We start from the raw sequence: 24,369 nt of genomic DNA, 5'->3' as shown, positions 1-24,369 counted from the left end.
ATGAGGTTCCTTCTCCTCGGGGTGGGGGCGTCGTCGCTGGTCGAGCGAATGGCTGTTCGTTCATCGCGCCGGCGGCCGCGGCTGCGGGATCGCGGACTGCGGGAGTGGCTGCTGCTCGGGGCGGGGTCGCACGCCGGCGCCGTTGAGGTCGGGGCTGTGGCCGGCGTGGTCTCGGCCCATGTCGCGGGCCGGCGGCGACGGGGGCTCGGCATCGTGGGCCAGCAGAGCTGGACGGATCGTGGTGGTCCACTGCGAGGGCGGCACCGCGCTCTCCAGGACGCTGCTCATCAGGCCGGCCAGCCGGTAGTCGGACTGCTCGGCCGGGATCTGATCCAGGGCGGTCCAAGCACCTGCGCCGTCTCCGCCCAGCCAGGCGGAGAAGGCCAGCATGGTCGCCGCCGGGGCGCGGACCTCGTCGGGTGCGCGGCGGGTGAGGTCGGTCCACAGAGCGCGGTGGGCGTGGTGGTCCTCCTGGGTCATCATCGCCAACGCTGCGTCCCTGACCGGAAGCGCCTGCACGCCGACCAGGAGGCGCGCTGCGTCGGCCTCGGGGAGGGCGATTCCGTCGTCGAGGAACCGGTTGATCCGGTTCTCCGCCCAACGGCGCTCCTGGTCCAGGCCCGAGGTCTCCAACGCTGCCAGGGCGCCCGGGAGAGCACCGCGCAGGGCGTCGCGATCCTCGCCGGTCAGAGTGCGGGCGAGGTCCTCGCGTGCGGCCGCGGGGAGCTGACGGCCGGCGGCGACGGCCTCGGCCGCGAGCCGGCTGCTCGCTTCCGTGGTGCGCACGCCCTGCTCTCCGGTGTCGAGGTTGGTCCAGTCCCGGTCGGTGGCCCACACCTTCACCGGCACCGACACTCGGGGCCATAGCGCGTCGGCGACAGCCTCGGCCGCCTTGGTCGCCGCTTCTCGGTCCTCGGTCAGGCAGACCAGGGCCAGCATGGGGTCCGGGCCGGCGGTGTGGGCGTGCCGCAGGAACGGGGCCGTCAGCTGGTCGGCCATGATGGCGCGATCGGCCTCGTCGTAGGGCATGTCGACGCGCGCGGCCGGCATCCCAGGGGAGACGGGGACCAGGACGACCGAGTCCTGGGGAGTGAAGCCGAGCAGGTAGGGGAGTGCCGCGACCAGGTCGTCGGGTCCCTTCGCGTTGATCTTCATCGGTGCTGCTTCCCCTTCGCCGGCGGGGCCACGTGCCCCTTCGACTAGGTCAAGGCGACGGAGGGGGTCCTGGCGATCACCGTGGCGGGACGAGTTTGGGAATTTGCTTCCGGCCGGGCGGTGAGGGTGCCCGGCGAGGTCCCGGGAAAATGGCTCGCATTCGCCTAGGGTGCGGTGGCGTGGCACGACGTACGGTCATCCAGCTCGTCGACGACCTCGACGGTGTCGACATCACCGATCGGGGCGAGACAGTGCCCTTCCTGCTCGACGGGACGGCGTACGAGATCGACCTCGGTCCCGAGCACGCCGCAGAACTCCGGGCCGCGCTCCAGCCCTACATCGCCGCCGGCCGGCGTCACCCCGGCGGTCGCCGAGGCGGCCGTCGACGTCGCCCGCGCACGACCTAGCGGTGGGCGCGCGCCGGTAGGGGGCGCTGGTCCTCCAGGCGGACCATTCCGAGCAGGCCGAGCACGGGGCGGCTGGTGATCACCATGCCCTCTTCCTCGTACTTCTGCGCCATGCTCGGCCAGGCTGTGATCCGCAGTGGTCGACCCTCGGCGTGCGCTTGGTCGCGAACTCGCCGGCCCAACTCGCGGCCCACTCCGGTGCCCCGTCGGCCTACGGCGAACCAGTGCGCCTCGGTCCAGGCTCCGGCGGGACGCGTCGCTAGCACTGCGATGACCTGCTGCCCCTCGTGCCCGCCGTCCAGGACATGTTCGCTGCGGATGTGCCACTCGGCCGGCCGAAGGAGCACGAAGCCGGCGAGGAACCAGGGTGCCAGGACGCAGCCGGCCAGAGCCGACACGATGAGCCAGATCACGATCGTGGGTGGAGCATCGACCTGGTCGAAAGTGGCCAGCGCCCAGATCGTGGCGAGTGTGCCGGCGGTCAGGAACATGGTGCGCTCGAAGGCGAACGCCTTCACCACCACCATCGCGGCCAGCAGCCGGCGGCTGCCGAATGTCCAGCGGGGTAGCGACGCGTCAGAGGCTTGCATGGCTGATCACGTGGGCGGTCTGGGCGTGGGCGGCGTCGAGCAGCTTGTGAAGTGCCACTGCGGCGTCGCGGGCCTCGTCGAGGTGCATGCGGGCGGTGTCGACGGCCAGTGTCGGGTCGTCGGTGTCAGCCATGCCGTCGGTTTCGAGGACCTGGTCGGACTTGGCGTCGTCGAGGATCTCCGACAGCTGGGCGTAGGCCTGGGGGAGCGCGGCCGCAGCCGCGGCGAGGTGAGCCAAGACGACGTCGACCTCGGAGGGCGCCAGCATCGGGCGGGCCACGGTGGCTCGGCAAAGGTCCTGGGTGGCGTCCTCGACCGCCCGCGCCGCGGCCAGGCTGGTGTCTGCCTCGTCCATGTTCGCGCCGGCCCCGTCCTCAGCGGGCTGAGTGGTGGGCTGGTCGCTGTGCGCGGTCACCGTCACGCTTCCTTGCTGGTGAGTCGGTCCAGTGGAGTGCCGGGCAGATCCTCGGGGGTGGGGGTGTGCATCACGGCCGTCTCGATCAGGCGCTCGGCCAGGGTCAGCCCGAGCCCGAGGTCACCGGAGCGGGCCGAGGGGGATCGGTAGGTGTCGACGTCGACGACCACCGAGACCGGCACGCTGAGCCCGAGCATAGCGGCCGCGGCGGTCTCGATCCGGGTCTTCAACGCCTCGCCGTAGGCGGTCCACTCCCGCAACCGCTGCTGCTCGAGCTGATCGTCGAGGTCTACGCCGGTGCGGGCGTCGCGCTCGTCCTCGAGACGGCGCAGCTCGGCCAAGGCGGCGGCGGACTTGGGGATGTGCACGCCGGTGGCGGTCTCCAGGAGGCGTTCCTGCAGCTCGTCGACCTCGTCGGGGTCGACGCCGTCGGCGACCAGGCTGGCCCGCCAGGCCTCGAGCGACCACGCCGGTCCCTCGGGGTCGCGGGGCGCCCACTGGCCACTGGCGTCGCGGTCGTACTCCCACACGTAGCGGCTGTAGTCGATCTCGGGCTCGGCGGCCTCGGCTTCCTCGAATCGCCTGCCGAGCTCGCGCTGGGCATCGTCGTACTGGACCCACGCCTCGCTCCGGTCGGCCAGGAGCTCGTCGACCAGGAGGGTGATCTCCAGCGGCTCCGTGCGGTGCTCCCACAGGGCGTGCTCGTCCGGGCCAACGGTGGACTCGAGCACCTGCCGCACACCGGCGGCCTCCCAGGAGCCGGAGCGGCCGGCCAGGATGGCGTCGACGCCACCGAAGTTCGCTGCCGCGCCGGCCAGGGCCAGCGTCACGAACTCGGCCCAGTCGCCCTGTCCGCCGATGCTGGTGGGGTCATCGACCCACTGTCCCTCCTCGGTGCGCTGCAGCCGTGGCCGTGCGAGCCGGGCGGCGTCGGTCAGCGCCGCGATCGCCTCCTGGAGCTTCTCGCCGTAGGCGCGGCGCAATGCCTCGGTGGGGGTGACCGGCTCCGCGCTCTGGCCCGGGTCCTGCTCGGTGGTGGTCATCGGGCTCTCCGCTCAGTCGTCTGGGCGGTCTGCGGTCGGTGATCTGGGCGGTGATCGGGGCGTTGGCGTGAGTGCCCGGGCGGTCTCGTGGCGAGCCACGGTAGGCGCGGGCACCGACGGGTCTGCTGTGCCCGGGCTGCGATGGGTGCGGGCTGCGGGGTCATTGCGGGCCCTCCTCGTCGGGGCCGACGTCGAGGCCATCGCCGATGTCGTCGCCAGGGTCTTCGACCTGCTCGATGACCGGGAGCTCGCGCGGTCCGTCGGCTGCGCCGGCACCGGGTGCCGGCAGTCCGAGCTCGCGGGACGCGAGGGGCTGGGGCTCCAAGACGACGCCGGCGCGGATGTCGTCCCACAGCCAGGCTGCGTCGACGCGGTGGCGGGCGAACTCGGCGAAGCCGGGCATGGTGAACCGCAGGGTGCCGGTCCCGGCCGACTCGACCAGGCCCTTGTCGATCAGGGAGCCGCGCACGCGGCTCCACTGCGGCGTGGTGCGGCCGGTGACCGCGGTGATGTGTCGGGTCTGGGCGATGCCCTGGTCGTCGACGACCTGGGCGACGGCGACCATGAACGCTCGCTCCAGGGGGGTCGCCTTGACCCAGCGGCCGCGGAACATGCCGCCGGCGAGGTTGTCGCGGACCTCGCTCACCGCAGCCTCGGCGTGCTCGAGGGCGATCGCCTCGCCCGGGCCCGGGTCGGCGAGGAGCCAGGTCTCGTCTCCGAGGCGTTGGATCAGGTAGGGCGATCCGCCGGCGGCCTCGAGGACCGCGGCCGCGGCGTCGACGTCCCAGGTCACGCCCGCCTGGTTGGCCGGTTCGATCAGGGCCCGCTCGGCAGCGTCGACGTCCAGCCGGGCCAGGCCCCGGAAGTCGAAGCGCTCGGTGAACGAGGCCGCGGCCATGACCCGCTCCGGGGTCTCGGGCAGGCCCGCGGCGAACACGACCAGCGGTGCCCCACCAGCCATGCCCCCAGACGCGCCGCTGCGGCCGCCGCTGGCCCCGCCGTTGGTCAGGGCGTCTTGGATGGCGTTGGCGATCACGACCAGCTGCGCGTGCGGCGCCTCCTGCAGCTCGTCGAGCAGAACGGCCAGGCCCGGTCGGTCGTGCTCGGTGGCCAGCCGGGCGGCCCCGGAGAGCAGGTCGGTGAGGACCTGCCGCTGGCCGGCCCCACCACCCGACCCAGTCGACCCGGCGCCGGCCGGGTCGGGAGAGTCCGGGCTGGCAGCGGAAGAGATCTTCACGACGCCGGCGTTGAGCTCGACCGACAGCCCGGCCAGCCGTTGCCGCAACCGGGCCCAGCCCTCGCTGGCTCTGGTGGCTTTGCTCTCCAGCGGCGCAATCGCCTCCGCGATTCGCCCGGCGAGGAGCTGCACGTTGTCCGAGACGCTGTCGAATGCCACCGTGGCGGTCACGAACCCCCGCTCCTCGGCGGTCTCGGCGATCACGCCGAGGGTGACGGTCTTGCCCAGGCCGCGGGCGCCGGTGAGCACCAGCGCCGAGGCGGCGGCTGTGCGAGAGTTGGCTACCCGGGTCAGGCTCGCTATGGCACGGGTCAGCTGGGCCTCCCGGCCGACCAGGACGGCAGGCCGGGCCCCGAAGCCCGGGCTGTAGGGACTGTCCACCAGAACCGCCTCTCGCATAACTCCGTATAACTACCTCTGTTTATACGCTCTTATGTTGGCAAAGTCGATGGGTCGGACGCTCAGGTGGCGAGGTCGGGGGGACGGCGACTTGCGCCGCAGAGGCAGGGCGCGGGCGTCGAGTGCGACGATCGGGGCGTCGACGAGGCCGGGAGCGCTCTTAGGATGCCGGGGGTCATGACTCGAGGGGCAGGAACCCGGAGCAGTCATTGCACGGATGAAACCTGCGGGCCGACCGACCATGATCATCAGGTGCCATTTCCGAGCCGGGTCCGTGGCAGTCAGTGTGCTGCAGGGCGCGGGTCAGGACCCGCCGTCTCCGGCTCGCCAGCTGGACGCCCACCACTCGAGCGAGGGGTGCCTGGCATCAACCTTGGCCACTCCTGAGGCGCGAGTCTGCATTCGCAAGCAGCGCGAACGGTTGGAGAATGCTGCGACAAGCGCCAGCGAGAGGCTCTGCACTATGGAGAAATGGGCACTGGGGACCGTCTCGGCGGCCGTGGAACACACGGGCCGCACCGACGGTCTCCCAGCGGAGGTCTGCATGGCTCTAGTTGACCCAGTCGGGCGGGTTCTCGTCTCGCGCAAGCACTCCTACCCGGAGGAGGCTTGGAGGCTGCCATCCGGCGGCGTCATGGATGGCGAGTCACCTCGCGACGCGTTCTTCCGGGAGGCCTTCGAAGAGGTCGGGCTCATCGCAGACGACGTTGCCGACCTTCATCCCGTCGCGCGCGTGCTGTACGCACACACGGACTTCACGTCGTACCTGTATGTAGGCGAGCTTCAAGGCACAGGGCCGGCCACACCGTCGTCGGACGAATTAACGCACGTGCGGTGGGTCGATTTGGGTGAGTTGTCTTCCATCTCGGCGACGCTGGAGCAACTCGCCGAAACCAACACGAACATCCTCGGCGAGAGTCGAGGGCGCGACTGGCGTGCTTGGGGCCTACAGAGAGCTGTGGTGCACGACGTTCTCGAGGACTTCCTGGTAGAGCGGTTCCCACCGGTGGAGGAACTCGAACTGCGCCTACTCGGCGGAGTCCGGCTCGTCCGAGGCAACATGGTGACGCAACAGTCTGGCAAGAGCGCGCTGTTGCTCGCGCTGCTCGGGCTCGCCGCACCACAATCGGTGAGTGCGCTCGACCTGTACAAGGCCGCCTGGGGCGTCCCGGATCCGGAGGATGAACGCAAGGCACGTACCGCAGCGGAGAAAGAACTTTCCAGGCTCCGTACGTCGCTAGGCCTCTCGGAGGAGCAGCTGCGGACCTACTTGACCCAGCGTGATGTGCCGCCCCGCTACGAACTCCAAGTGACGACGGATGTCGCTCAGTTCCGTCACCTCTCAAGGGTCGCGAACCAACTCGCTTCTAACGGCAGCAATGCCGACGCAATCGGTGCTCTCGGCGAGGCAATCGCACTGTGGCAGGGCCCCGTAGCAGGCGGCGCCTTGGCCGGGGTAAGCGAGAGCAACTTCTTCGCCGGCCAAGTTGAGGCACTAGAAGCGGAGTTTCTTGCGGCACGCATCAAGCTTCTGGAGCTGCAGCTTGAGGAGGGCAACGATCTCGCGGTGTCGATGCACGGCGCCCTGCTCCTTGGAGAGGAACCCTTCAACGAGCAGGTCGTCGAGCTGGTGATGCTCGCTCTTTACCGCAGCGGACAGTACGTCCCCGCCGCGCAGAAGTTCCGTGAGTACCGCGGACGGTTGCGCCGTGACTACGGGACGGAACCAGGCGCCGCTCTAGTCGAACTCAACCAACGGGTGCTGAGCCGCGACCCATCGTTGGAACTTCTGCGGAAGAAGGCGTTCACCGGTGGCGACGGCCAGGAACTTCAGATGTACTGGGGCTACCGTCCGGCCGCCCACAACGACATCCGCCAGTCACTTTTGGGCTGTCGAGAGCAGCTTGTCGTTGCTGGGCAGGGGGTCAGCACTCTTAGCGACATCCTCAACGACCCCAACATTCTTCGGTCGCTCGTTTCGGCTCGTCGGGAAAATCCCAACCTGAAGATCACGATCGTGATGGCCACCGCCGAGATTCCCCACCGAGGCTCTGAAGCGGGAGGACAGCGACTCGCAAACAAGACCGAGGCCGGCCGCGCCGCCCTCACGCGTTTTCAACGTAACTTCAACAAACGTTCCGGTTCCGACGATTCTGTTGACCTCCGTACCTATACCGTCGGGTTCCTTGTTCGACACTTCTTCCTTCGTTGCGACGAAGCGATGTACGTCGGCTCGTACCTTTCTCACGAAGAGGGAAGCCACTCCTACCTTATGAAACTGAAGAACTTCGAAGACGGCCTCTTCGACTTGTTCGACGCCGAACTCGCACACGTCCTCGCCAACACCACCGCGCTCAAACCATGAAAGGCCTGGAATGACCAGCTCCGAACTGTCGCGATTCATCGAGAATGCCGAACGGCGGGTCATCATCATCGGGGTCAATCCGCTGCTACCCCACCTCGAGGAAAGTGCCGCGTACTTCCAGACGTACATGGGTGCCCAGCAGGATCTTCACCTCTCGATCTACTGCGAGAGCGACAACGAGAATTTCGGGCAGTCGGTCTCTACGGCCGTCGATTGGGGGGCCTCGCGCCGGTCTCATAGCTATGCGGAGCTCACCATTCACCGAGACCGAGTCGCCGGCACCCAGGCGCGCGCAGGCCTAAAGCGAGCCATTGAGGATCTCACCCCCGACGCCGAGCAGGCGCGCTCCATTCGCAACCGGGTAACTGTCAAGCAACTCAACCTGCGCATCCCGCTGAATGTAATAGTCGCCGATAGCCGTATCTGGACCTGCACGGTCTTGACCCGATCGGCGACGATCGAGGATTACGTTGAAGTTCCCGAGGGATCCAACACCTACGAGGACATTCAGACGTTCGTCGACGGGCTGCATGACGGTTCCGCCGCTGGCATCTATGCGTCAGAACCCGGAGATGAGCTCATCTGGGTGTACGACCGAGCCGGTGTGGCGCGGGGCATCTTCCCCCGCGCGGCGTTCTACACCACTCGCTACGCGCGCTACTCGGTGTGGGGTTTGGTATTCAACCGCAACGGACAAATGCTGCTGCAACGGCGGAGCCCGACCACAAAGGATAATCGCGGCCTCTGGGACAAGGCGACAGGTGGTCACGTTGACCTAAGCGACGCGTCGACGTCCACGACCGCCAAGCGTGAGTTGGTGGAGGAGATGTACCTTCCGCGCGCAGAGTTCACCAAGCACATGCGTGCCGATCTGGCCGACATCATTGACTTCGGCGAGTGGAACCCACGAAAGCGGCCTGAACGATACTTCCGCGAAGCCTTCGGTGCGCTGGGTCAAGACGATTGGGTGATGTTTCGTGCGGTGGACCCACGAACAGATCTTCCGATGACGGTCAACCGCATCTCCGAGCGACTGTGGCACGACTCTGACGACAAGCCACCTAGCGTGCGCAAAACGGTCTTCATTAGCGATGTCTACTTCTTCCTCGCGCCGGCTGGACACCTTCTCTCAGGCGAGACTCTTGCTAACGATCTGGCTGAGGACTCACAAGCCGCAGCCTCAGAGCACAAGCTTCTCACGGTCGCCGAACTGCTCGATTGGTTCGATGCTGCTGAGCGCGCTGGCACTGATAAGCAAACCTTCACCGACGACCTCCTCTACCTGGTCCTAGAGCACAGAGAAATGCTCGAAGCCATTGCCGAGTTCGCCAAGTACGTCACTCCGGAGGCATGAGGTGGGCGGGCAACTTTATATCGTCTCGGGCGCTTCTGGATGTGGCAAGACGACTCTCGTCGCGCAGATGCTCCGCGAGGACGATCTGCAGTGCGTCAGAGCGGAGAAGTTCTCCGAGCGGCCTCACAGAGGAGAGGGCGACGATATCGTCAATGTCGCGCGGATCGAGGATGGCGAGTGCGACCTGATATATGTCATCAACGACACCTACTACGGGGTTGACACCAAGTCGATTCAGCAACAATTGGACGAAGGACTGAACACATTCATTGTGTTGAGCGACTTTCGCGTCGTGGAGCAGCTGAAGAACCGCTTCGGCTCTCAGGCGACAACGGTCTACATCTCTGCTCCGATGTCCGAGACAAGGGTCCAACAGGTCATGGCCGACCGGCATAAGTCGGAGTTCCGACCTACGGAGGAGCAGTCCTCAATGCTGAGACGACAGTTCTACCGCCTTCAATGTGCCGCTCAACTGAATCGATGGCTGAATGTCTTCGACGGAATGGTGGATCTCTTGGGAGACTGGAGCGAAGTGGTTCCTCGCGCTGAGACGACGCGAATCCGAGCCGAGAAGGTGCGCTCATTCCACTTGAAGTACATCCAGGGACTTACGCTCTTTGACCACGTTGTGCTGAACTACGGCGGCCCAGAGGACATGACACGTCAGATGCGCCAGATTGTGTCATCGACCCCGGGGATGCGGCCCGATCAAGGACCGGTGCTCATGGTTATCGCCGCAGCTTCCGGCGCGGGGAAGGGCAGTGTCATGGAGACCGTCAAGCGGGTCTTCGGTGATCGGGTCGAGATCGTCGAGAAGCAGGCGCTCAGAGCGCCTAAGCCCAATGATGGACGTGACGGTATGCGCGCCCTCGGAGTGGATGGAACGTTCTCTGAGGACTTCGACTTCCGTTGGAGCTTTCACGAGTCAGGCACGCCATACGCCATAAGCACAGCTCGCGTGCGTGCCGCGCTTGAGCGCGGCGTGAGCGCTGTTGTCATCTCCAATATCGCCGTGTTTCCGCAGTTCCTTGAGCGTTTCCCGGGTCGCGTCGTCTTCGTATATCTTCACGCCACTCGACCCGAGGCCGACGTTCGCGAGTTCCAATATCAGAACAACTCGACGGCGGTTGAGGCTGAAGAAAGGATCCGTGAGATTAGGCAAGTACACGAGAATTATATGGACCACATCAACGAGTTCGACCACGTTCTGCTCAATACCTCGTTTAAAGAGGATCTCTACGATCAAATGTTCGGGGTGATCCAGCGATATGCCCCTACGGCCGCTGACGCGCCCGCGTTGACGTGAGGGGGTCGTAGTCCGCAGGACCTCGCCGGTTCTGTCGGTCGTCACCGTGAGGTCGCCGGCCGTGGTGAAGTCGCTTGGGCCGGGTGCCGTTGCGCTGCGCTGGTTGACGCGGTCCTCGGTGCGCTGATGGGGCGCGGCGCCGATCATGCTGGTGGCCTCGGCGTCGATCTGGGCTGGGAGAATGAAGCCGAGCAGTTGGCGGACCATGTCGCCGCCGTCGGCGCTGCGTGATGCCTCGGTCCGGGGTCATCGCGCAGTCCTGTTCTTCCAGCTGAGTAGTGTCTTCTCGCCGATCCTCACGCGGTCACCCGCCGACGTCGCGACATCATCCCGCACAGAGGGCTGGACGTGGTCAGGCTGGTCCCGCTCCTTCCACCACCCCGGGGGATTCACACCAGGTGTTGGCCGAGTATGAAGTGATTGTCGGCGGCTCTCCTGGCCGAGTTGGTCGCCAACACACAAGCGGTGCCGTGTGGGAGGCCCCACGAGTTGGAGAGATCGCACTCGGTTCGCAGGTGCATCAGCGGCGGGGTGTTGCCGAGTCGCAACGTGCGCGAACCGTCCGACCCCCTCCCGAGATCAAGGCCAGTTCCACTGGTTTCGGCCGCCAACTGGGGCTGCCGACAGTCCGGGGGTAATCCTTCGGGGACAGGGAGAGCGTCATGCCGCACCACGGCCCGCACCACCACGGTCCGCACGGCCCGCACCACGGGCACGGCTGGATCGAGCACGACAGCGAGACGATGACCCGCGAGGAGTTCGGGCGGGAGCTCGAGGAGCTCGGCAAGCTCGTCGCCGAGAACCCCGAGTTCACCTTCAAGGGCGTGCTGATCCCCATGCCCGACGAGGTCGACAAGGAGACGGTGTTCGAGCGCAACCACCACGGCGAGTTCGTGTTCCGCATCCACGCGGCCTGGAGCGAGTTCGCCACCACCCGCCACGCCCGCTGGAACCGGGGTCCGAAGTTCGGCGCGCCGCAGCGCGCCGTCGGGGAGGCGTGACAGACATGTCGCGCACCTCCAACCTCCAGCGACTCCTGCGGGTCACCGTCCTCCCGCTGAGCTTCGCCCGCCTGGTCGCGGTCACCGGCAACAAGCCGGTGGCCGCGGCCGCGGCCGCGGTCCGCGAGGCCGCGACCGCCAAGGGCATCGACGAGGCCACCCTCAAGTCGATGCTCCGCACCCTGTCGTCCACCGGAACGACCGCCAGCCTCGACACGGCTGTCATCTACTGCTTCGACAGCGACGCCCCCATGCCGACCCGTGCCACCATGCGCCGGCTGATCCAGGCGGTCGAGGAGCTCGAGCTCGGCTCGTTCGAGTCGATCGACCTGACCTCCCCCGCCACCCGCGCGGCGCGACACCTCCGCGACGTGACCGCCGGCGCGCTGTTCACGTTCTGCCTCTACCTCGTCCTCGGCGGGGTCCTCACCGGCCAGAACGCCATGGCGAACCACACCTCCCCCACGTTCGTCCTCGGCGCGCTCGCCCTCTGCCTTGGCCTCCTGGCCCTGCTCGAGGCCGCGCACATCGCCGCCGTGGCGCTCTCCACCGCCGACGTCAGCCAGCTCCGCGACTCCCACCCGCGGGTGTTCAAGCTGCACCCGTTCGTCGCGACCAGCGAGCGCCTCGAGCACTACCTCGCGGGCCGCCAGGCCGGTGTCGTCCTGGTGGTGTTCGGGATCGCGGAGGTGACCCGGACCGCCGGGATGACGGCGCTGCCGTTCACCAACGTCGGGATCCCGCACTCCGCTGAGATCCTGCTCGGCATCGGCGTGCCCGGCGCCCTGATGGTGCTCTGCATCGGGCAGGTCGCCCCGCAGCTCGTCGCGGCCCGCAAGCCGGCCGCGATGATGAACACCCTCCCGATGGCCAGCGCGTTCACCGTCACCAGGTGGATCGCCAGCCTCGGCCTCGCGACCCCCTCGAAGTGGCTGATGGCGCCCTTCCCCGGGACCGAGCGGATCGCCACCGCGCCCCGGCAGCGCTACCTCAGCGACAGCCTCGACGCCGACGGGTACGGCGTGGAGAGCCTCGGCCACCAGGTCAACGTCGGCGCCCAGGGCTCCACGACCCGCAGCCTGACCACGACCCGATTCACCCAGGACGGCCAGCCGACTCACTCCACCACCGTCGCGTTGACCACCAAGACGCCGCGCACGACGGCGTCGATCACCCGGCTGCGCCGAGGCGCCGACGCGCTGCCGGTGGTCGTCACCGACGACGACAACCGCCGCGCGTCGAGCACCGAGGGCTACGTCTTCACCGAGACCCACGCCCCGCGCATCGGCACCTTCGAGGCCGACGACGTCCTCCACACCGCGTTCGAGGCCACCTTCGATGACCTCCTGACGGCCGACCGTGTCCGGGTCACCGCCCCCACGCGCCTCGTCGTGATCCGGGTCGTCCTCGAGCACCCCCCGGCCCCGCTGCCCCCGGCGCGGCTGAGCATCACCCACGACACCAACGCCGAGGTCGTCGACACCTCGCTGGTCCCGCCGACGATGAGCGAGACCGACAACTCCGTCGAGTTCATCGCCGTCGTCCACTACCCCACCGTCGGCAGCGTCATCACGCTCGACTGGTCGCACGAGGAGCGGTGACAATGACCCACCCCTCCCTCGACGCTGAGGCCCCGGCCCGCCCCCTGGCGGACCGGGGCCTCGGTCCCGGCCGTGAGACCGTCGGCGAACTGCTGCGCACCCACACCCGTGCCCTCCTTCGCCGAGGCCTGCGCCACGCTGCCCGGCGGGCCACGACCACCGCGATCCGGAAGGCGACGAACCGATGACGACCCACACCCCCATGGCTGACGCGACCCAGCGCCGGGGACTCCGCGCCGCCATCTCGCCCGTCGCCGCCTCGGTCGCGATGTGGCGCCAGCTCGTCGCGCACCTCCCTGCCGCAGACCGTCGACGGCTCCTGCAGGCCGTCCTCGCCACGGCGGTGGCCAGCCTCGCCACCGCCGGCATCCCGGTGATCGTCGGCATGTTCGTCGACGCGGTCTACGACGACGGCGAGCTCGTCGGCCTGGACCAGGCCCTGTGGCCGCTGGTCACCCTCCTCGTGGCCTACACGCTGATCAGCCTGATGAACGTGATCCGGCACCAGAAGGTCCACGCCGTGACCACGAGCTTCGAGGCCGAGGCCCGTACGCGGATCTACGCTCATCTCCTCCGCTGGCCCCTGCAGCGGTTCCACACCGGCACGGACGGCGCGATCTACGGCCGCGCCAACCGCTCCGTCGAGGGCTCGGTGCGCCTCATCAAGCTCGGCTCCGCGGACCTGCTGCCCGCGATCCTCGTCGCCGTCTTCGCCATCGGCATCGCCACCGCCCGCCACGGCCTCCTCGGGCTGCTCATGTCCGTCGTGATCCCGACCGGGTTCGGCCTCGTCGCGTGGCAGATCTCCTCGCAGAACGGCATCCGCGTCTCGCTCAAGAACACCAAGGAGCGCATCGACGGCTGGGTGAGCTCCTGCCTGGCCATGCTCAAGGTCATCCGCACCAGCGGCACCGAGTCCTACTTCGACGGCCGCGTCGACGAGGAGGTGCAGGACCTCCGGACCACCGAGCTGCGCCACCACATCGTCATGAGCCTCTTCGACTGCGGCAAGGCCGCCAACGAGGTCCTCTGGCTCGTCGTCACGGTCATCGTCGCCATCCAGTTCGACCTCGCCGACACCCCCGGCGACCTCGCGTCGGTCATCCTCCTCTACGCCGCGCTCACACGACCGCTCAACGAGCTCCACCGTGTCATCGACGAGAGCTCCGAGGCCGCCCTGCAGGCGCGCGACCTCCTCGACGACCTCGCCACCCCCACCGACCAGTCGTTCGAGGGCCCGGACGACGGCACCGGGGCGCTGGCGAGGACGCCGGCCCCCGCCCCAGGCTCGGTGAGCATCGCCGCCACGACCACCCGCGCGCCGGCCCTCACCCTCGGCGACGTGTCCTTCGGGTACGAGAACGGTGCGGAGGGGACCGACCGCACTCGCCGACTGGTGCTTCGGGGCGTCACGCTGTCGGTGGCACGCGGCGAGCGCGTGGGGCTGGTCGGCGCGGCGGGCTGCGGCAAGTCCACCATCCTGGACCTCCTCGAGCGGTTGCACCACCACTACACCGGCTCGATCACGGTCAACGGCCGCGATCTCCGAGCCATCGACCGCGCCAGCATGGCCCAGGAGATGGGGTACGTCGGGCAGCGGCCCACGCTGTTCCCCGGCACCATCCGTGACAACCTCGTGATGGGCCGACCCGGCATCACCGAGGCCGACCTCGACGCGGCCTGCCGCAAGGCGGACATCCTCGAGCACGTGCGCTCCCGGCCCGGCGCCTACGACGCGGTCGTGTCCCAGAAGGGCGAGAACTTCTCCGGCGGGCAGCAGCAGCGCCTCTGCATCGCCCGGGCCCTCCTCAGCACCCCGTCCATCATGCTGCTCGACGAGCCCACCTCCGCCCTCGACGGGCCTTCGCAGGCGGTCGTGCAGCGGGCCATCGACGAGTTGCACGGCGTGACCATGCTCGTGGTCGCCCATCGGCTCAGCACCCTGGAGACCATGGACCGCATCGTCGTGCTCCACGAGGGCCAGATCGTCGAGGACGGCGCCTACGCTGACCTCGCCGTCGCCGGTGGGCCCTTCTCGGCGATGCTCAACAGCGAGCCGTGGACCGCCACCACCGAGCAGTGATCCCGCCATGCCGACTAACGAACCGGATGACGACGCCGACGAGGTGTCGACCTCGTGGGCGTCGTCGTCCGCCGTGCGGGCGGTCATGCGCGGTAACCGTCGACGCGACACGCGCCCTGAGATGAGGGTGCGCAGGGCGTTGCACGCGAGGGGCCTGCGGTACCGGGTCGACATCGCGCCGCTGGCCGGTCTGAGGCGTCGCGCCGACGTCGTCTTCCGGGGGCCGCGGGTAGCGGTGTTCATCGACGGCTGTTTCTGGCATGGCTGCCCGGAGCACGGCATGACCCCACGGACCAACACCGAGTTCTGGCGCGCGAAGCTCGACCGCAACCGAGAGCGGGACGTGGAGACCACCCTCGTGTTGGCGGCGGCCGGTTGGGTGGTGCTGAGGTTCTGGGAGCACGAGACCGCAGGTGACGACGCGATGTCCGACGTCGTCCGACGAGTGGAGGCGGCGGTGCGTGGGCGGGCCCCGGGGGCAGGAGAGGTGCGTTAGCCGGTCAGGCATCCTCGGGCGGTCGGGGACACGCGTGGGCGGCGCATGTGTGCCGGACGGTCGCGGTGTCGTCGTCGACGTGCAGCAGCAGGGTCAGGTCGCATCCCTCGACGAGGCCGAGGCGCTGGGCGACGCGCCGGAGGCTCGAGACCTGGGAGTTGCTGATCGACCTGGTCACCCGGACCGTGCCCAGGTCATCGGGCAGCTGGAACTCCCGGGTGGTCGGCGCGGTGCGCAGCCCGAGCCGCCAGGTGAGCCACCTGCTCACGCCGAGCCCACTTCCCCGTAGGAGGTCGTGGTTGACGGGCAGGGTGACGCCGACGACGGTCCCGACACACCTGATGGTGTCGGGCTGGGTGGGCTCGGTGTCCTCGACGGGCACGGCGCCGCGCTCGGCGAGGTCCCATCGGCCGTCGGGTGTCCGGCCGATCGCGTGGCTCGACAGGCACTGGGTGACCCGCCAGTCGGTCACCGGGTACCGCCGCTGCACCTCGACTCGCAGCTCATCCTGGCCCAGTGGCCCGAGGTCGCGCAGCGTCTCGATGAGAACGTCCAGGGCGGAGGAGTAGCGGTTCTCGGCGCCGGGGGATCGCCAGTCGGTCAGGGCCCAGGTGCCCTCGGGGCGGAGCTGGGCGAAGGCGGGGTCGCGTCGCATGTTCTCGCGCGCGGCCTGGTCGGCGCATCCTGCGGCGCGCGCGATGTCCGCGACGGGGCGCGGCTCGCCCTCGGCTCGGAGCCAGAGGAAGGCGAGGTCCCTCGTCCGCCGCGCGGTGCGGACCCAGCCGAGCTCGTGGCGCTCGAGCTTGTCGACCTCGTCGAGGAGCGATCGCGGGGTCGGGTCCTCGGGGAGGCCGAGCGCTCCGGCCGCCTCCCCCATCTCGTCGTCGGTGAGGGGTGCGAGGGCGACCAGCCGGCGTAGCCGGCGCAGCAGCGTATCCCTGTCGGTCGTCCAGTGGTCCCGTAGGGGCCGGGCCCATCCCCGGGGGTGGCGGTAGCCGAGGGCGACGAGAAGCGCCGAGCCGGCGGTCGGGATGGCGGTGCCCATGAGGTCGAGTGCGTGAGCCGTGCTGATCGGGTAGTCGACGGTGGCCGTCTCGAGGTCGTCACGCAGGGTCGGCGCGTGGTGGGCCTGCGCGACCAGGAGCGCGCCGTTCGCGCGCGACTCGATCTGGCGGACGCGCTCCCTGGTCAGCGTGGGGGTCAGCTCCTGGCCGATCAGGTCGAGCGTGTCTCCGTCGATGCGTCTTCCCAAGACCTCCCGCGACCGCTCGGGCAGCTCCGCCCAGGTGTAAGCGAGCCAGTCCATTACTGGTGATTGGCCCGAGGCGCTGGCCCCGGTGTCGTCGGTCACGCGGTCGTGGGCGGGTGGTGCGGTTGGGTTCGCTGGTGTGGCGCTGAGCGGTGCGGTGGGATCGGCCGCGTCGGCGGCACGCCCAGACGGGTTGGTCGGGGCGCTCATAGGCTGACGTGCTTGACCGTCAGGTCGCAGCGGGTCGCCAGGCGCTGGTGGGCCTTCTTCTCGTTCGCCGGGGTCGGGCGGGTGAAGGTCTCGGTCACGCAGAGCGTCCACGGGCGCGCGTCGCCCTCCGCGCTCGCGACGAGGGCGGCCCAGACGAGGTGCTTGAGGTCGGTGGGCTGACCCCAGGTCACGACGGCCTCGGCGTCGTCCTCGGCGCGGAGCGCGGTGAGGCGTAGCGGCTTGCCGCGCACGCTGCCGGCGACCACCTCCCATCCCTCCCCCAGTGCCTTGAGGACCAGTCGAGCGGGGATCTGGTCTGCTCCGGGGATGAGCGCCGCGTACCGGCCGACCCCGCTCATGGCGCGACTGAGCTCCTTCATGGGCCCGTCCTTGATCCAGACGCGGACCTCGCCCTCGGTGAGGTACTCGCGGAGCCGCCCACCGATCTCGTTGTCCCGCAACCATCGCGCGTACTGGGCCGAGTGCTCCTGTGAGGTGAGGGACGGCCAGTCGGTGTCAATCGCGTCGGCGTACAGACGGCTGACGACCTTGGTCTCGATCTCGCGGGGGATTCTCATCGGCATCGGCTGGGTCCCATCGGTCGTGGCCCGATCAGGTGTGTCTTGGAACGTGTCACTGCTAGTCGAGGCCGATCGCGGTCGGGAACTGGAGCCGGACCTCATCGGCGGCTGTCTCGAGGTCGGCGGCGTCCTGGATCCAGTAGTCGAGGAGGCTGCCGGCTGTCTCGTCGCTGAAGGTGATCTCGGAGCCGCCGGGTAGCGGGAGGGCGAGTTCCTCGATGTCGCCGCCGCGGATAGCGGACAGGCTCCGTCGCAGGTCGAGCCCCGCCGCGACGCGACGGACGTCGGTGACGAAGTCGAGGACCTTGAGGCTGTCCTTGCCCTCGCGCAGTCGGAGCCCCCGGCCGAGTTGCTGGACGAAGATGCGGCGGCTGTGCGTGACGCGGAGGAAGGCGATGAGGTTGACGTCGGGTACGTCGACGCCCTCATTGAACACGTCGACGCAGGTGATGATGGGGACGCGCCCGAGGCGGAAGGCGTTGAGGAGGACCTGGCGCTGCTGACGGCTGAGCCCGCTGTGCAGGTAGGCGGCGCGGCGCCAGCTCTGGTCGGATCCGGCGAGATGGTTGGCAATGCGCTCGGCGTGCTCGATGGTCTGGCAGAACACGATGGCGCGTGGGTCCTTGATGCCGCGCCAGGCGTCGCGGAAGTGGTCGATGATCTCCTCGTCGCGCTGGGGCAGGAACAGGGCCTTGTTGAGCTCCTTGATGGAGTACCCGTGCTCGCTGGCGTGGTGCACGAAGTCCCAGTCGAGGTTGTCGACGAACATGCGGTAGTCGACCTTGGCGAGGTATCCCCTCGCCATGCCCTCGGCGATGCCGAGGCTGTAGGACGGCTGACCGAACCGGGCGGTGATGTCGAACTTGTCGCCGCGCCAGGGCGTGGCGGTGACCCCGAACTGGGCCGCGTCGTCGCACTCGTCGAGGAGCCGGGCGAACATGCCCGTCTCGCCGACGTGGTGGGTCTCGTCGACCATGACGAGGGTGGGTCGCCAGCCGGTGCGGACCAGCCCGAGGACGGAGTCGATGGTGGCGACGGTGACGCCCTCGAAGGACGTGGGGTTGGTGTCGCCGGTGAGTACCTGGGTGGGCACGGACTTGTCGAGGTGGCGCCACAGCGCCTTCTCGAGCTGCTCGACCAGCTCCTTCATGTGCGCCACGACTAGGACCCGAGCCCCGGGCGTGTCCTCGAGGTGCCGGCGGATGACCTCCCCGCCGACGACCGTCTTGCCCAGTCCAGTGGCGAGCACGAGGAGTGCGCGGCCACTGGCGGCTAGGTCCGCCCGGATCGCGTCTGCCGCCGCCTTCTGGTAGTACCGCAACTCGTAGGGGGACGGGACACGGTCGGGCATCCGGTCGAACAGCGCGACGAGTGTCGCGCCCGACCAGGCGTCGATCTTGACGCCGATCCCGGCCAGGGCCTTACGACGCGTCTCGGCGGAGGCGTTGAGGCGGGTGTTGGTGACGACGACCGCGTGATCCGCGCCGTAGCGCGAGCGGGCTCGCTCGGCGTCGTCGACACCGGTGCGGTCGACGGCGCCACGGCTGGAGAACTTGCACTGAAGCACCCACTGCTCGCGACCGCGGACCGCTAGGATGTCAGCTCCCTCGTCCCCCGAGCCGTCGATGACGCGGACGTCGGTGAAGCCGAGGTGCCACAGGGCGCGCTCGGTGGCAAGGGTCAGGCCTCGCGGACCGCCGTCGAGGAGGGCCTGAGGCGAGAGGAAGCCAGAGGCTCGCGGGAGATCATCGCCGCCTAACCCTGCCGACGCACCCGGATCACCTGATCGTGCGGCGTCATGGTGGTCCTGAGCGCTGTTCTGGTCGGACTCTGGCTGGTTCACGACGACCCCGGTCCTTGACCTGGTGCTGCGGCTGTCGCCTGACCCGCAGCCGTCTGAGGCGGCGGTTCGGGTTGCCCGGCACCATGGTCCGGGGCGACCTCCTGTTGGAGGAGGTGGACGCTCAGACGTGTCCGTCGCAACTGCGTCACGCTCGGTGTGGCCTGGAAGGTCATCAGCGTCGCGATGTCGTTGAGGTAGCCCACGACGCGCGCGAGGCTGAGCCGCCGTGAGGACGTCGACGTCAGGGAGCCATAGGGTCCGGAGAACACGTTGCCCTCCATGAACGCCTCGGGCCAACTCTCCAGGAGCCGCACGAGGTAAAGGGGTGGGGTGTGCAGGACGAACTGCCCGTTCGCGCCGAGGGAGGCGCTGAGGGCGTCGCCGCCGTCGGCGATGACGGCGTTCTCGGTCTGGGTCTGCTGGTCCGGGTCGAGGTAGCTGAGCGCCCGCTGAACGTCCTGGGCCACGTGGTCGGCCATCCGTTGGCGGATATCGGCGAGAAGCTCGGCGGCCTGAGCCCGCACCACGGCGGGGTCCACGGCGGTGTCGGGGAGGCAGGCAGCACGCAGGCGGGTCGAGATCTGTGAGTGAGTCAGGTGGCTGTCGGCCTTGACCTTGAGCGCGGCGCTCACCTCGGCGAGAAGGAGGTCCGCCGGCTCCAGGCCGAGCCTGGTGAACGCGTCGTGGGTCATGTCCACCAGCGCGGTCGCGGTGCCTCCCGCGCCGGGTGCGAGCCAGACGGGCGTGGGGTTGCCCTCGGCGTCCAGGACACGCTCATTCAGCGCCCTGGTCTGTACGACGAGCTGACCCAGATCCGCCAGGCCGAAGTCCCTGCTGAGCTCGGGCATGGAGACGCCGGTGGCCGTGTACCTGGTCAGTCGCTCCTGAACGGTCTCCTGAACGGTGGCGAGGGCGTCGCTGGCGCCGATGTCGGCCGTGCCGCCTCCGTCGGCGCCGTCACTCGCTTGGGTGTCCGCGTCGCCCTGGGAGGTGTCACTCGCGTCGGCGCCGGTGGGGTCGCCGAGCGCGGCCAGGACCGCGTCCTCGTCGGCGGTGTCCTTGGTCCCGCCGGTGGCCTTGGCCAGCTTGGCGGCCTTGACGCGGTCCTCGTGGGTCTGGACCTGCTGCCACCAGCGCTCGTCGCTCTGGTAGTCGGGGTCGCCGGCCCAGAACCTGCGGGCCCACTGGCGGGTCTCCTCATGCAGCGGGCGTGAGCCGTCGCCGGGGATGAGGTAGCGGGCGCCGGCGTCGTTGCGGCGGTAGCCCTTGAACAGGCGGGACAGCGGTGAGGCGTTCTCGGGATAGCCGGCCTGCTTGGCCTTCTGCGGCTGCAGGGGAGCCTCGCCCCTCAGGTAGTCGACGGCCGCCTTCCAGGCCCGGTCGCTGTACTCGAAGGCGGTCTTGTCGTAGTGGACCGGGACGTAGTCGAGGTGGATCTCCCCGATAAGCCGCCCACCTTGGTTGGCGAGCTCGACGGGGTACTCAACGTCGACGGACGCGGTGGGGTCGTTGGGGTTCGTCCAGCTGAACAGGCGCTTGTCGTGCTGGAGGATCTTGCGGCCGTTGCGGAGGAAGTCGATGCCGAACTCACGCTTGTCGAGGTGTCGTTGCACGCCGAGCCATCCGTGGAGACGCCGCTCGCGCTGGCGTAGCTGGGTGCTCCCGCACTGGTCGCAGGCGCCCTTGCCCGGGTTCTGCCAGTTCCCGCAGAGTTCGCAGGCGTCGGCGGGCTGGAAGGTCTCGTCGATCGCGATGTAGGCCGGGATCTTTTCGGCGCTGGCGCCGCTGCCGTAGATGACGAAGCGCTCGTCACCCCAGCGGCAGGCTCGTCGGGGCTTGACCCTGGTGCCCTGGACCCACAGCTCGTAGGGACGGTTGTCGAGTAGCCAGCCGTAGACGCGGCCGAGGGTGGTGCGGAGGTTCTCGGCGTTGCGTTGCAGCCACTCGGCGCGGTCCCGGTGGAGCTGGCTGACGACGATGCGGGTGCCGTGGTCGCTGGGGTCCTCCTTGGGCTCGGTGACGTCGGGGGCCTGGAAGTCCGGGCCGAGCTTGTCCAGGTCGATCTCGACGCCGATCCACTCGGGGTCGCCGGCGCGGGTGGTGAGCACGCGGGTCCGGCGACCGAGGCGGGCGGTGCTGACGTTGAAGCCCATGCCGAACAGGCCGAGCTTGTCGAAGCGGTCGTTGCTGGACCATCCGGCCTTGACGGCCTGCTCGAGTGTCTCGCGGGTCATGCCGCGACCGGTGTCCCTGATCACGACCTCCGCGCCGGCGAGGTTCGCGCCGGGGCCGGGGAGCGTGACGCTCACCTTGAAGCCCCCCGGCCAGGCCTGGTCGGTCGCGAGGATCTCGGCAAAGTCGTCGAAGGCGTTGTCGGTGAGCTCGGCGACGCACTGCCACTCGTCGAACTCGATCTCGCCGAGCATGCGCAGGATGCGCGGGGACGGGGTGATGTCCACGGGGACCTCTCAGTAGGTGATGTTGCTCTGTCGGGGCGACCGACGGGCTAGCCGATGGGCTGGGCGGTGGGCTGGGCGGTGGGCTGGGCGGTGGGCTGGGCGGTGGGTGGCAAGGGTCGGCCCTCGGGGTTGATAAGGCCTGGCACCCGTGCCCACGCGTCGCGGAGCGCGGTGGCGCGGTCGGGGCAGTCGGAGACGTCCCCGATGTACCGCTCGGCGGTGCGGCGCGCTTCGGAGGACCAGCGAAGGTAGGCGTAGACGCGGCGGCTTGCGGGATAGCACCGCAGCGCGACGCTGCCGAGCACTGCCGAGCCGTCCTCTCGGGTGAGGATGCGGCCCTCTCGGTCGCCCGCCGCGGTGTCCTGCTCGACGGCTCGTTGAGCCCGCGTCAGCCCGGCGGCCGGCAGGTAGCGACGGGGATCCGGGCGCTCGGCACGTGTCCGCGGGTTCACCTCGGGGATCCCTCCAGCGCGTTGGCGATCCCCCGGCCCATGGCGGCGCCAAGGTCGACCGGGACGGCGTTGCCGAGCTGTCGCATCTGCTCGCCGCGGGGGCCCTCGAGACGCCAGTCGTCCGGGAACGTCATGATCCGGGCCACCTCCCTCACGGTCAGGTAGCGGATGCTCCCGTCGTCGCGGCGCAGCACCGACTCCCCGCCGGGGACGCCGTGCACCCCGGCCTTCACCGTCTTCGCTGGCTTGTCCAGGGCGTTCGGCGTGTGGCCCGGGTACTCACGAGCCCCGGGCCACCCCACGTGATGGATCAGTCCCGGGCTCTCCTGACGCTCAAGGGGTTCCGGGAGGTCGTGGATGGCGTCGCGGAGCGTGCGCCATGGGAGCAGTCCGTCCTCTGGCGGCGTGACCCCCGGGTGACCGATGAGCGGTGCCAGGGGGTGCCTGTCCCTGTACTCCCCCGACAGCTGTGATCGGAGGAGGGCACCGGCGCTGTGCGTGGCCTTGGGGAAGGTCCAGGAGACACCGAGGTCCTTACGGAAGCCGACGAGGACCACACGCCACCTGCTCTGGGGCACGCCGTAGTCCGCCGCGTTCACCAGCTTGAACGCGATGTCGTAGCGCTCGGTCGGATCACCGCCCGATCGCAGGGCCTTGGTGAGCCGCCGATCGTGGTCCGCCCACGGTTCCCCCTCGATCCTCTGCTCGAAGGGGGCGGCGAGCTCGCGGCGGATGTAGTCCCAGTAGGGCTCAAAGGAGGGGCGCAGGAGACCGCGCACGTTCTCCGCGACGATCACGCGGGGCCGGGTCTCGCGGACGCACCGGTTGAACTCGGGCCATAGGTTCCGCTCGTCCTGGTGTCCCCTGTGCGCGCCGCCGAGGCTGAACGGCTGGCACGGAACTCCTCCTGCCACCACGTCGACGTCACCGACGAAGGACGAGAAGTCGACGCGCTCGATACCGCCCTCGATGAGGGGCCAAGGGTCCGAGAGGGTGGTTGGCGGGGACTCGTCGGGTAGGTAGTCGACCGCCTGGTTGGCTCGCAGCGTCGCGCACGCTCGTCGGTTCGACTCGTTGAGCAACAGGTGTCTGAAGCCGGCCTTGTGCAAGGCCATCGCGAGGCCGCCGCCGCCGGAGAACAACTCGATGCAGGTGCCGCTATCGGCGGCCGATGCGGTGGCGAGGTGAACCATACCGCGGACGCTATCCCAGGATCCGGCTCGAGCCCGGCAGATCAACCGGGCCCTCCACGCGAGTCTGCCGTGGGAGTTGGGTCAGTTGCGGTTCAGGCCGTGTCGCCGTGAGTCCAGGGCGTGCTTGTAGTGGCTCTCGGCGGCGTCGATCTCTCGAGTTGGCGTCGACGGGTCGAAGACCCTCAGCACCGAGAGTCGGAAGGTGCTCGGGGTGAGGCTGCGCAGCTCGACGTTGCCGCCGTGACCGTTGGTCGCGTAGGCGGCCCACCGCTGGAGGATCGTCTCCGCGCCGTCGGCCTTGCCCACGTAGTGGCGGCCGTCGCGGGTGTCTGTGATGAGGTAGATGCCGATCACCGAGGACAAGGCGGTGCGCCACGCTGCGTACCGGTGCTCGCGGATCACGGCCTGCAGCTGCGGGTAGTCCAGCGTCAGGGCATCGAATCCGGGGAACCGCACCGGCTCGGCGTCGGCGATCTCCATGACCGGGTAGCCGGCCGCCGTGGTGGCGTTGATCCGCCAGGTGCGCGGCGATCGCCAGCCGATCACGAGACGACCTCGTAGGTCGGCCAGGAGCTCGGTCGGTTCGAGCTCGAAGGTCCGCCGCTCCCCGTCGTGGGCGACCTCGCCGCGGTTGGCCAGGACCGACCACAGGCGGGCGCGATCGCCGCCCTCGGGCAAGAAGACGATCCAGGTGCCGGGAGGGTTCGCTGGGAACGTGCGGGTGTTGGACGACTGGACTCGGGTGTAGGCCAGGATCTCGGCCTCGGAGGAGTCCCCGTGGATGCCGACCGTCCCGTCCTCGTGCTCACGCACGTAGGCGTGCCGGATGACCAGCGCATCAGCGGGGTCGATGCCCGCGCTCGCAAGCGCCGCAGCGAACGTGAGGGTCACGGGCATCTGCCCTTCTGGTCCTGGCGCCGCCTGTTTCGG

General features: G+C 69.0%; 20 protein-coding genes. 8 read left to right on the top strand and 12 right to left on the bottom strand.

Features of this window, described 5'->3' with window-relative positions:
- Positions 1-60 precede the first annotated feature (60 nt).
- Complete coding sequence (locus ACYU8I_RS13395; RefSeq protein WP_460841613.1) at positions 61-1,155, bottom strand: DUF4192 domain-containing protein; 1,095 nt, start codon at positions 1,153-1,155, stop codon at positions 61-63.
- A gap of 179 nt (positions 1,156-1,334) precedes the next feature.
- Between ACYU8I_RS13395 and ACYU8I_RS13390 the strand changes: the two genes are divergently transcribed.
- On the top strand, positions 1,335-1,562 hold the full coding sequence (locus ACYU8I_RS13390; protein ID WP_460841611.1) for an Lsr2 dimerization domain-containing protein: 228 nt from the start codon (positions 1,335-1,337) through the stop codon (positions 1,560-1,562).
- On the opposite strand, the gene ACYU8I_RS13385 is transcribed toward ACYU8I_RS13390, so the two are convergent.
- The 4 genes from ACYU8I_RS13385 to ACYU8I_RS13370 all read right to left on the bottom strand — a co-directional run bounded on the left by ACYU8I_RS13385 (position 1,559) and on the right by ACYU8I_RS13370 (position 5,228).
- Entirely contained in the window at positions 1,559-2,152 is a 594-nt protein-coding gene (locus tag ACYU8I_RS13385) for a hypothetical protein (RefSeq protein WP_460841609.1), read from the bottom strand. The two genes, ACYU8I_RS13390 and ACYU8I_RS13385, sit on opposite strands and share 4 nt — an antisense overlap.
- Complete coding sequence (locus ACYU8I_RS13380; RefSeq protein WP_460841608.1) at positions 2,139-2,567, bottom strand: hypothetical protein; 429 nt, start codon at positions 2,565-2,567, stop codon at positions 2,139-2,141. Before ACYU8I_RS13380 ends, ACYU8I_RS13385 begins: the two co-directional genes overlap by 14 nt.
- Positions 2,568-2,569: 2 nt before the next feature.
- Positions 2,570-3,610 (bottom strand): hypothetical protein, encoded by a 1,041-nt coding sequence (locus tag ACYU8I_RS13375; RefSeq protein ID WP_460841605.1) that lies wholly within the window; start codon positions 3,608-3,610, stop codon positions 2,570-2,572.
- Between the two features lie 160 nt (positions 3,611-3,770).
- Positions 3,771-5,228 carry an ATP-binding protein gene (locus ACYU8I_RS13370; RefSeq protein ID WP_460841603.1) on the bottom strand — a complete coding sequence of 486 codons (1,458 nt, stop codon included), beginning with the start codon at positions 5,226-5,228 and terminating at the stop codon, positions 3,771-3,773.
- Positions 5,229-5,709: 481 nt separating this feature from the next.
- Here ACYU8I_RS13370 and ACYU8I_RS13365 point away from each other — a divergent pair, with 481 nt between their 5' ends.
- The 7 genes from ACYU8I_RS13365 to ACYU8I_RS13335 all read left to right on the top strand — a co-directional run bounded on the left by ACYU8I_RS13365 (position 5,710) and on the right by ACYU8I_RS13335 (position 15,452).
- Positions 5,710-7,611 (top strand): BTAD domain-containing putative transcriptional regulator, encoded by a 1,902-nt coding sequence (locus ACYU8I_RS13365; protein ID WP_460841600.1) that lies wholly within the window; start codon positions 5,710-5,712, stop codon positions 7,609-7,611.
- A 10-nt stretch (positions 7,612-7,621) separates the two neighbouring features.
- Positions 7,622-8,965 (top strand): NUDIX domain-containing protein, encoded by a 1,344-nt coding sequence (locus ACYU8I_RS13360; RefSeq protein ID WP_460841597.1) that lies wholly within the window; start codon positions 7,622-7,624, stop codon positions 8,963-8,965.
- A 67-nt stretch (positions 8,966-9,032) separates the two neighbouring features.
- Positions 9,033-10,271 (top strand): nucleoside/nucleotide kinase family protein, encoded by a 1,239-nt coding sequence (locus tag ACYU8I_RS13355; RefSeq protein ID WP_460841595.1) that lies wholly within the window; start codon positions 9,033-9,035, stop codon positions 10,269-10,271.
- 662 nt (positions 10,272-10,933) lie between these two features.
- Positions 10,934-11,272, top strand: a complete 339-nt coding sequence (locus tag ACYU8I_RS13350) for a hypothetical protein (protein ID WP_460841593.1) — start codon at positions 10,934-10,936, stop codon at positions 11,270-11,272.
- A 5-nt stretch (positions 11,273-11,277) separates the two neighbouring features.
- Positions 11,278-12,873, top strand: a complete 1,596-nt coding sequence (locus tag ACYU8I_RS13345) for a hypothetical protein (protein WP_460841592.1) — start codon at positions 11,278-11,280, stop codon at positions 12,871-12,873.
- Between the two features lie 202 nt (positions 12,874-13,075).
- Positions 13,076-14,956: an ABC transporter ATP-binding protein gene (locus ACYU8I_RS13340; RefSeq protein WP_460841590.1), complete on the top strand. Its 1,881-nt coding sequence runs from the start codon at positions 13,076-13,078 to the stop codon at positions 14,954-14,956.
- Between the two features lie 7 nt (positions 14,957-14,963).
- Positions 14,964-15,452, top strand: coding sequence for a very short patch repair endonuclease (locus ACYU8I_RS13335; RefSeq protein ID WP_460841588.1), 489 nt, complete (start codon positions 14,964-14,966; stop codon positions 15,450-15,452).
- 4 nt (positions 15,453-15,456) lie between these two features.
- On the opposite strand, the gene ACYU8I_RS13330 is transcribed toward ACYU8I_RS13335, so the two are convergent.
- From ACYU8I_RS13330 to ACYU8I_RS13300, 7 genes are all read right to left on the bottom strand, one after another.
- Positions 15,457-16,758 (bottom strand): sigma factor-like helix-turn-helix DNA-binding protein, encoded by a 1,302-nt coding sequence (locus tag ACYU8I_RS13330; protein ID WP_460841586.1) that lies wholly within the window; start codon positions 16,756-16,758, stop codon positions 15,457-15,459.
- A 149-nt stretch (positions 16,759-16,907) separates the two neighbouring features.
- The gene (locus ACYU8I_RS13325; protein ID WP_460841584.1) at positions 16,908-17,489 is read right to left on the bottom strand and encodes a hypothetical protein; all 582 of its coding nucleotides are present in this window, start codon (positions 17,487-17,489) and stop codon (positions 16,908-16,910) included.
- A gap of 61 nt (positions 17,490-17,550) precedes the next feature.
- On the bottom strand, positions 17,551-19,176 hold the full coding sequence (locus ACYU8I_RS13320) for a DEAD/DEAH box helicase family protein (protein WP_460841644.1): 1,626 nt from the start codon (positions 19,174-19,176) through the stop codon (positions 17,551-17,553).
- Positions 19,177-19,331: 155 nt separating this feature from the next.
- Positions 19,332-21,794 (bottom strand): ATP-binding protein, encoded by a 2,463-nt coding sequence (locus ACYU8I_RS13315; RefSeq protein WP_460841582.1) that lies wholly within the window; start codon positions 21,792-21,794, stop codon positions 19,332-19,334.
- Between the two features lie 47 nt (positions 21,795-21,841).
- Positions 21,842-22,246: a hypothetical protein gene (locus ACYU8I_RS13310; protein ID WP_460841580.1), complete on the bottom strand. Its 405-nt coding sequence runs from the start codon at positions 22,244-22,246 to the stop codon at positions 21,842-21,844.
- Positions 22,243-23,439: a DNA cytosine methyltransferase gene (locus tag ACYU8I_RS13305; protein WP_460841579.1), complete on the bottom strand. Its 1,197-nt coding sequence runs from the start codon at positions 23,437-23,439 to the stop codon at positions 22,243-22,245. Before ACYU8I_RS13305 ends, ACYU8I_RS13310 begins: the two co-directional genes overlap by 4 nt.
- An 81-nt stretch (positions 23,440-23,520) precedes the next feature.
- Entirely contained in the window at positions 23,521-24,336 is an 816-nt protein-coding gene (locus ACYU8I_RS13300; RefSeq protein WP_460841577.1) for a GIY-YIG nuclease family protein, read from the bottom strand.
- Positions 24,337-24,369: the final 33 nt, after the last annotated feature.

The sequence above is a fragment of the Nocardioides marmoraquaticus genome, from assembly GCF_054777915.1.
This window is presented reverse-complemented; position numbering and strand designations above follow the sequence as displayed.

Bases quoted from the DNA above. Each gene is read 5' to 3' on its own strand.
- ACYU8I_RS13345 (WP_460841592.1), top strand. From the start codon at position 11,278: ATGTCGCGCACCTCCAACCTCCAGCGACTCCTGCGGGTCACCGTCCTC.
- ACYU8I_RS13360 (WP_460841597.1), top strand. From the start codon at position 7,622: ATGACCAGCTCCGAACTGTCGCGATTCATCGAGAATGCCGAACGGCGG.
- ACYU8I_RS13395 (WP_460841613.1), bottom strand. From the start codon at position 1,155: ATGAAGATCAACGCGAAGGGACCCGACGACCTGGTCGCGGCACTCCCC.
- ACYU8I_RS13355 (WP_460841595.1), top strand. From the start codon at position 9,033: ATGCTCCGCGAGGACGATCTGCAGTGCGTCAGAGCGGAGAAGTTCTCC.
- ACYU8I_RS13300 (WP_460841577.1), bottom strand. From the start codon at position 24,336: ATGCCCGTGACCCTCACGTTCGCTGCGGCGCTTGCGAGCGCGGGCATC.
- ACYU8I_RS13305 (WP_460841579.1), bottom strand. From the start codon at position 23,439: ATGGTTCACCTCGCCACCGCATCGGCCGCCGATAGCGGCACCTGCATC.
- ACYU8I_RS13325 (WP_460841584.1), bottom strand. From the start codon at position 17,489: ATGAGAATCCCCCGCGAGATCGAGACCAAGGTCGTCAGCCGTCTGTAC.
- ACYU8I_RS13385 (WP_460841609.1), bottom strand. From the start codon at position 2,152: ATGCAAGCCTCTGACGCGTCGCTACCCCGCTGGACATTCGGCAGCCGC.
- ACYU8I_RS13340 (WP_460841590.1), top strand. From the start codon at position 13,076: ATGGCTGACGCGACCCAGCGCCGGGGACTCCGCGCCGCCATCTCGCCC.
- ACYU8I_RS13335 (WP_460841588.1), top strand. From the start codon at position 14,964: ATGCCGACTAACGAACCGGATGACGACGCCGACGAGGTGTCGACCTCG.
- ACYU8I_RS13375 (WP_460841605.1), bottom strand. From the start codon at position 3,610: ATGACCACCACCGAGCAGGACCCGGGCCAGAGCGCGGAGCCGGTCACC.
- ACYU8I_RS13365 (WP_460841600.1), top strand. From the start codon at position 5,710: ATGGAGAAATGGGCACTGGGGACCGTCTCGGCGGCCGTGGAACACACG.
- ACYU8I_RS13350 (WP_460841593.1), top strand. From the start codon at position 10,934: ATGCCGCACCACGGCCCGCACCACCACGGTCCGCACGGCCCGCACCAC.
- ACYU8I_RS13330 (WP_460841586.1), bottom strand. From the start codon at position 16,758: ATGGACTGGCTCGCTTACACCTGGGCGGAGCTGCCCGAGCGGTCGCGG.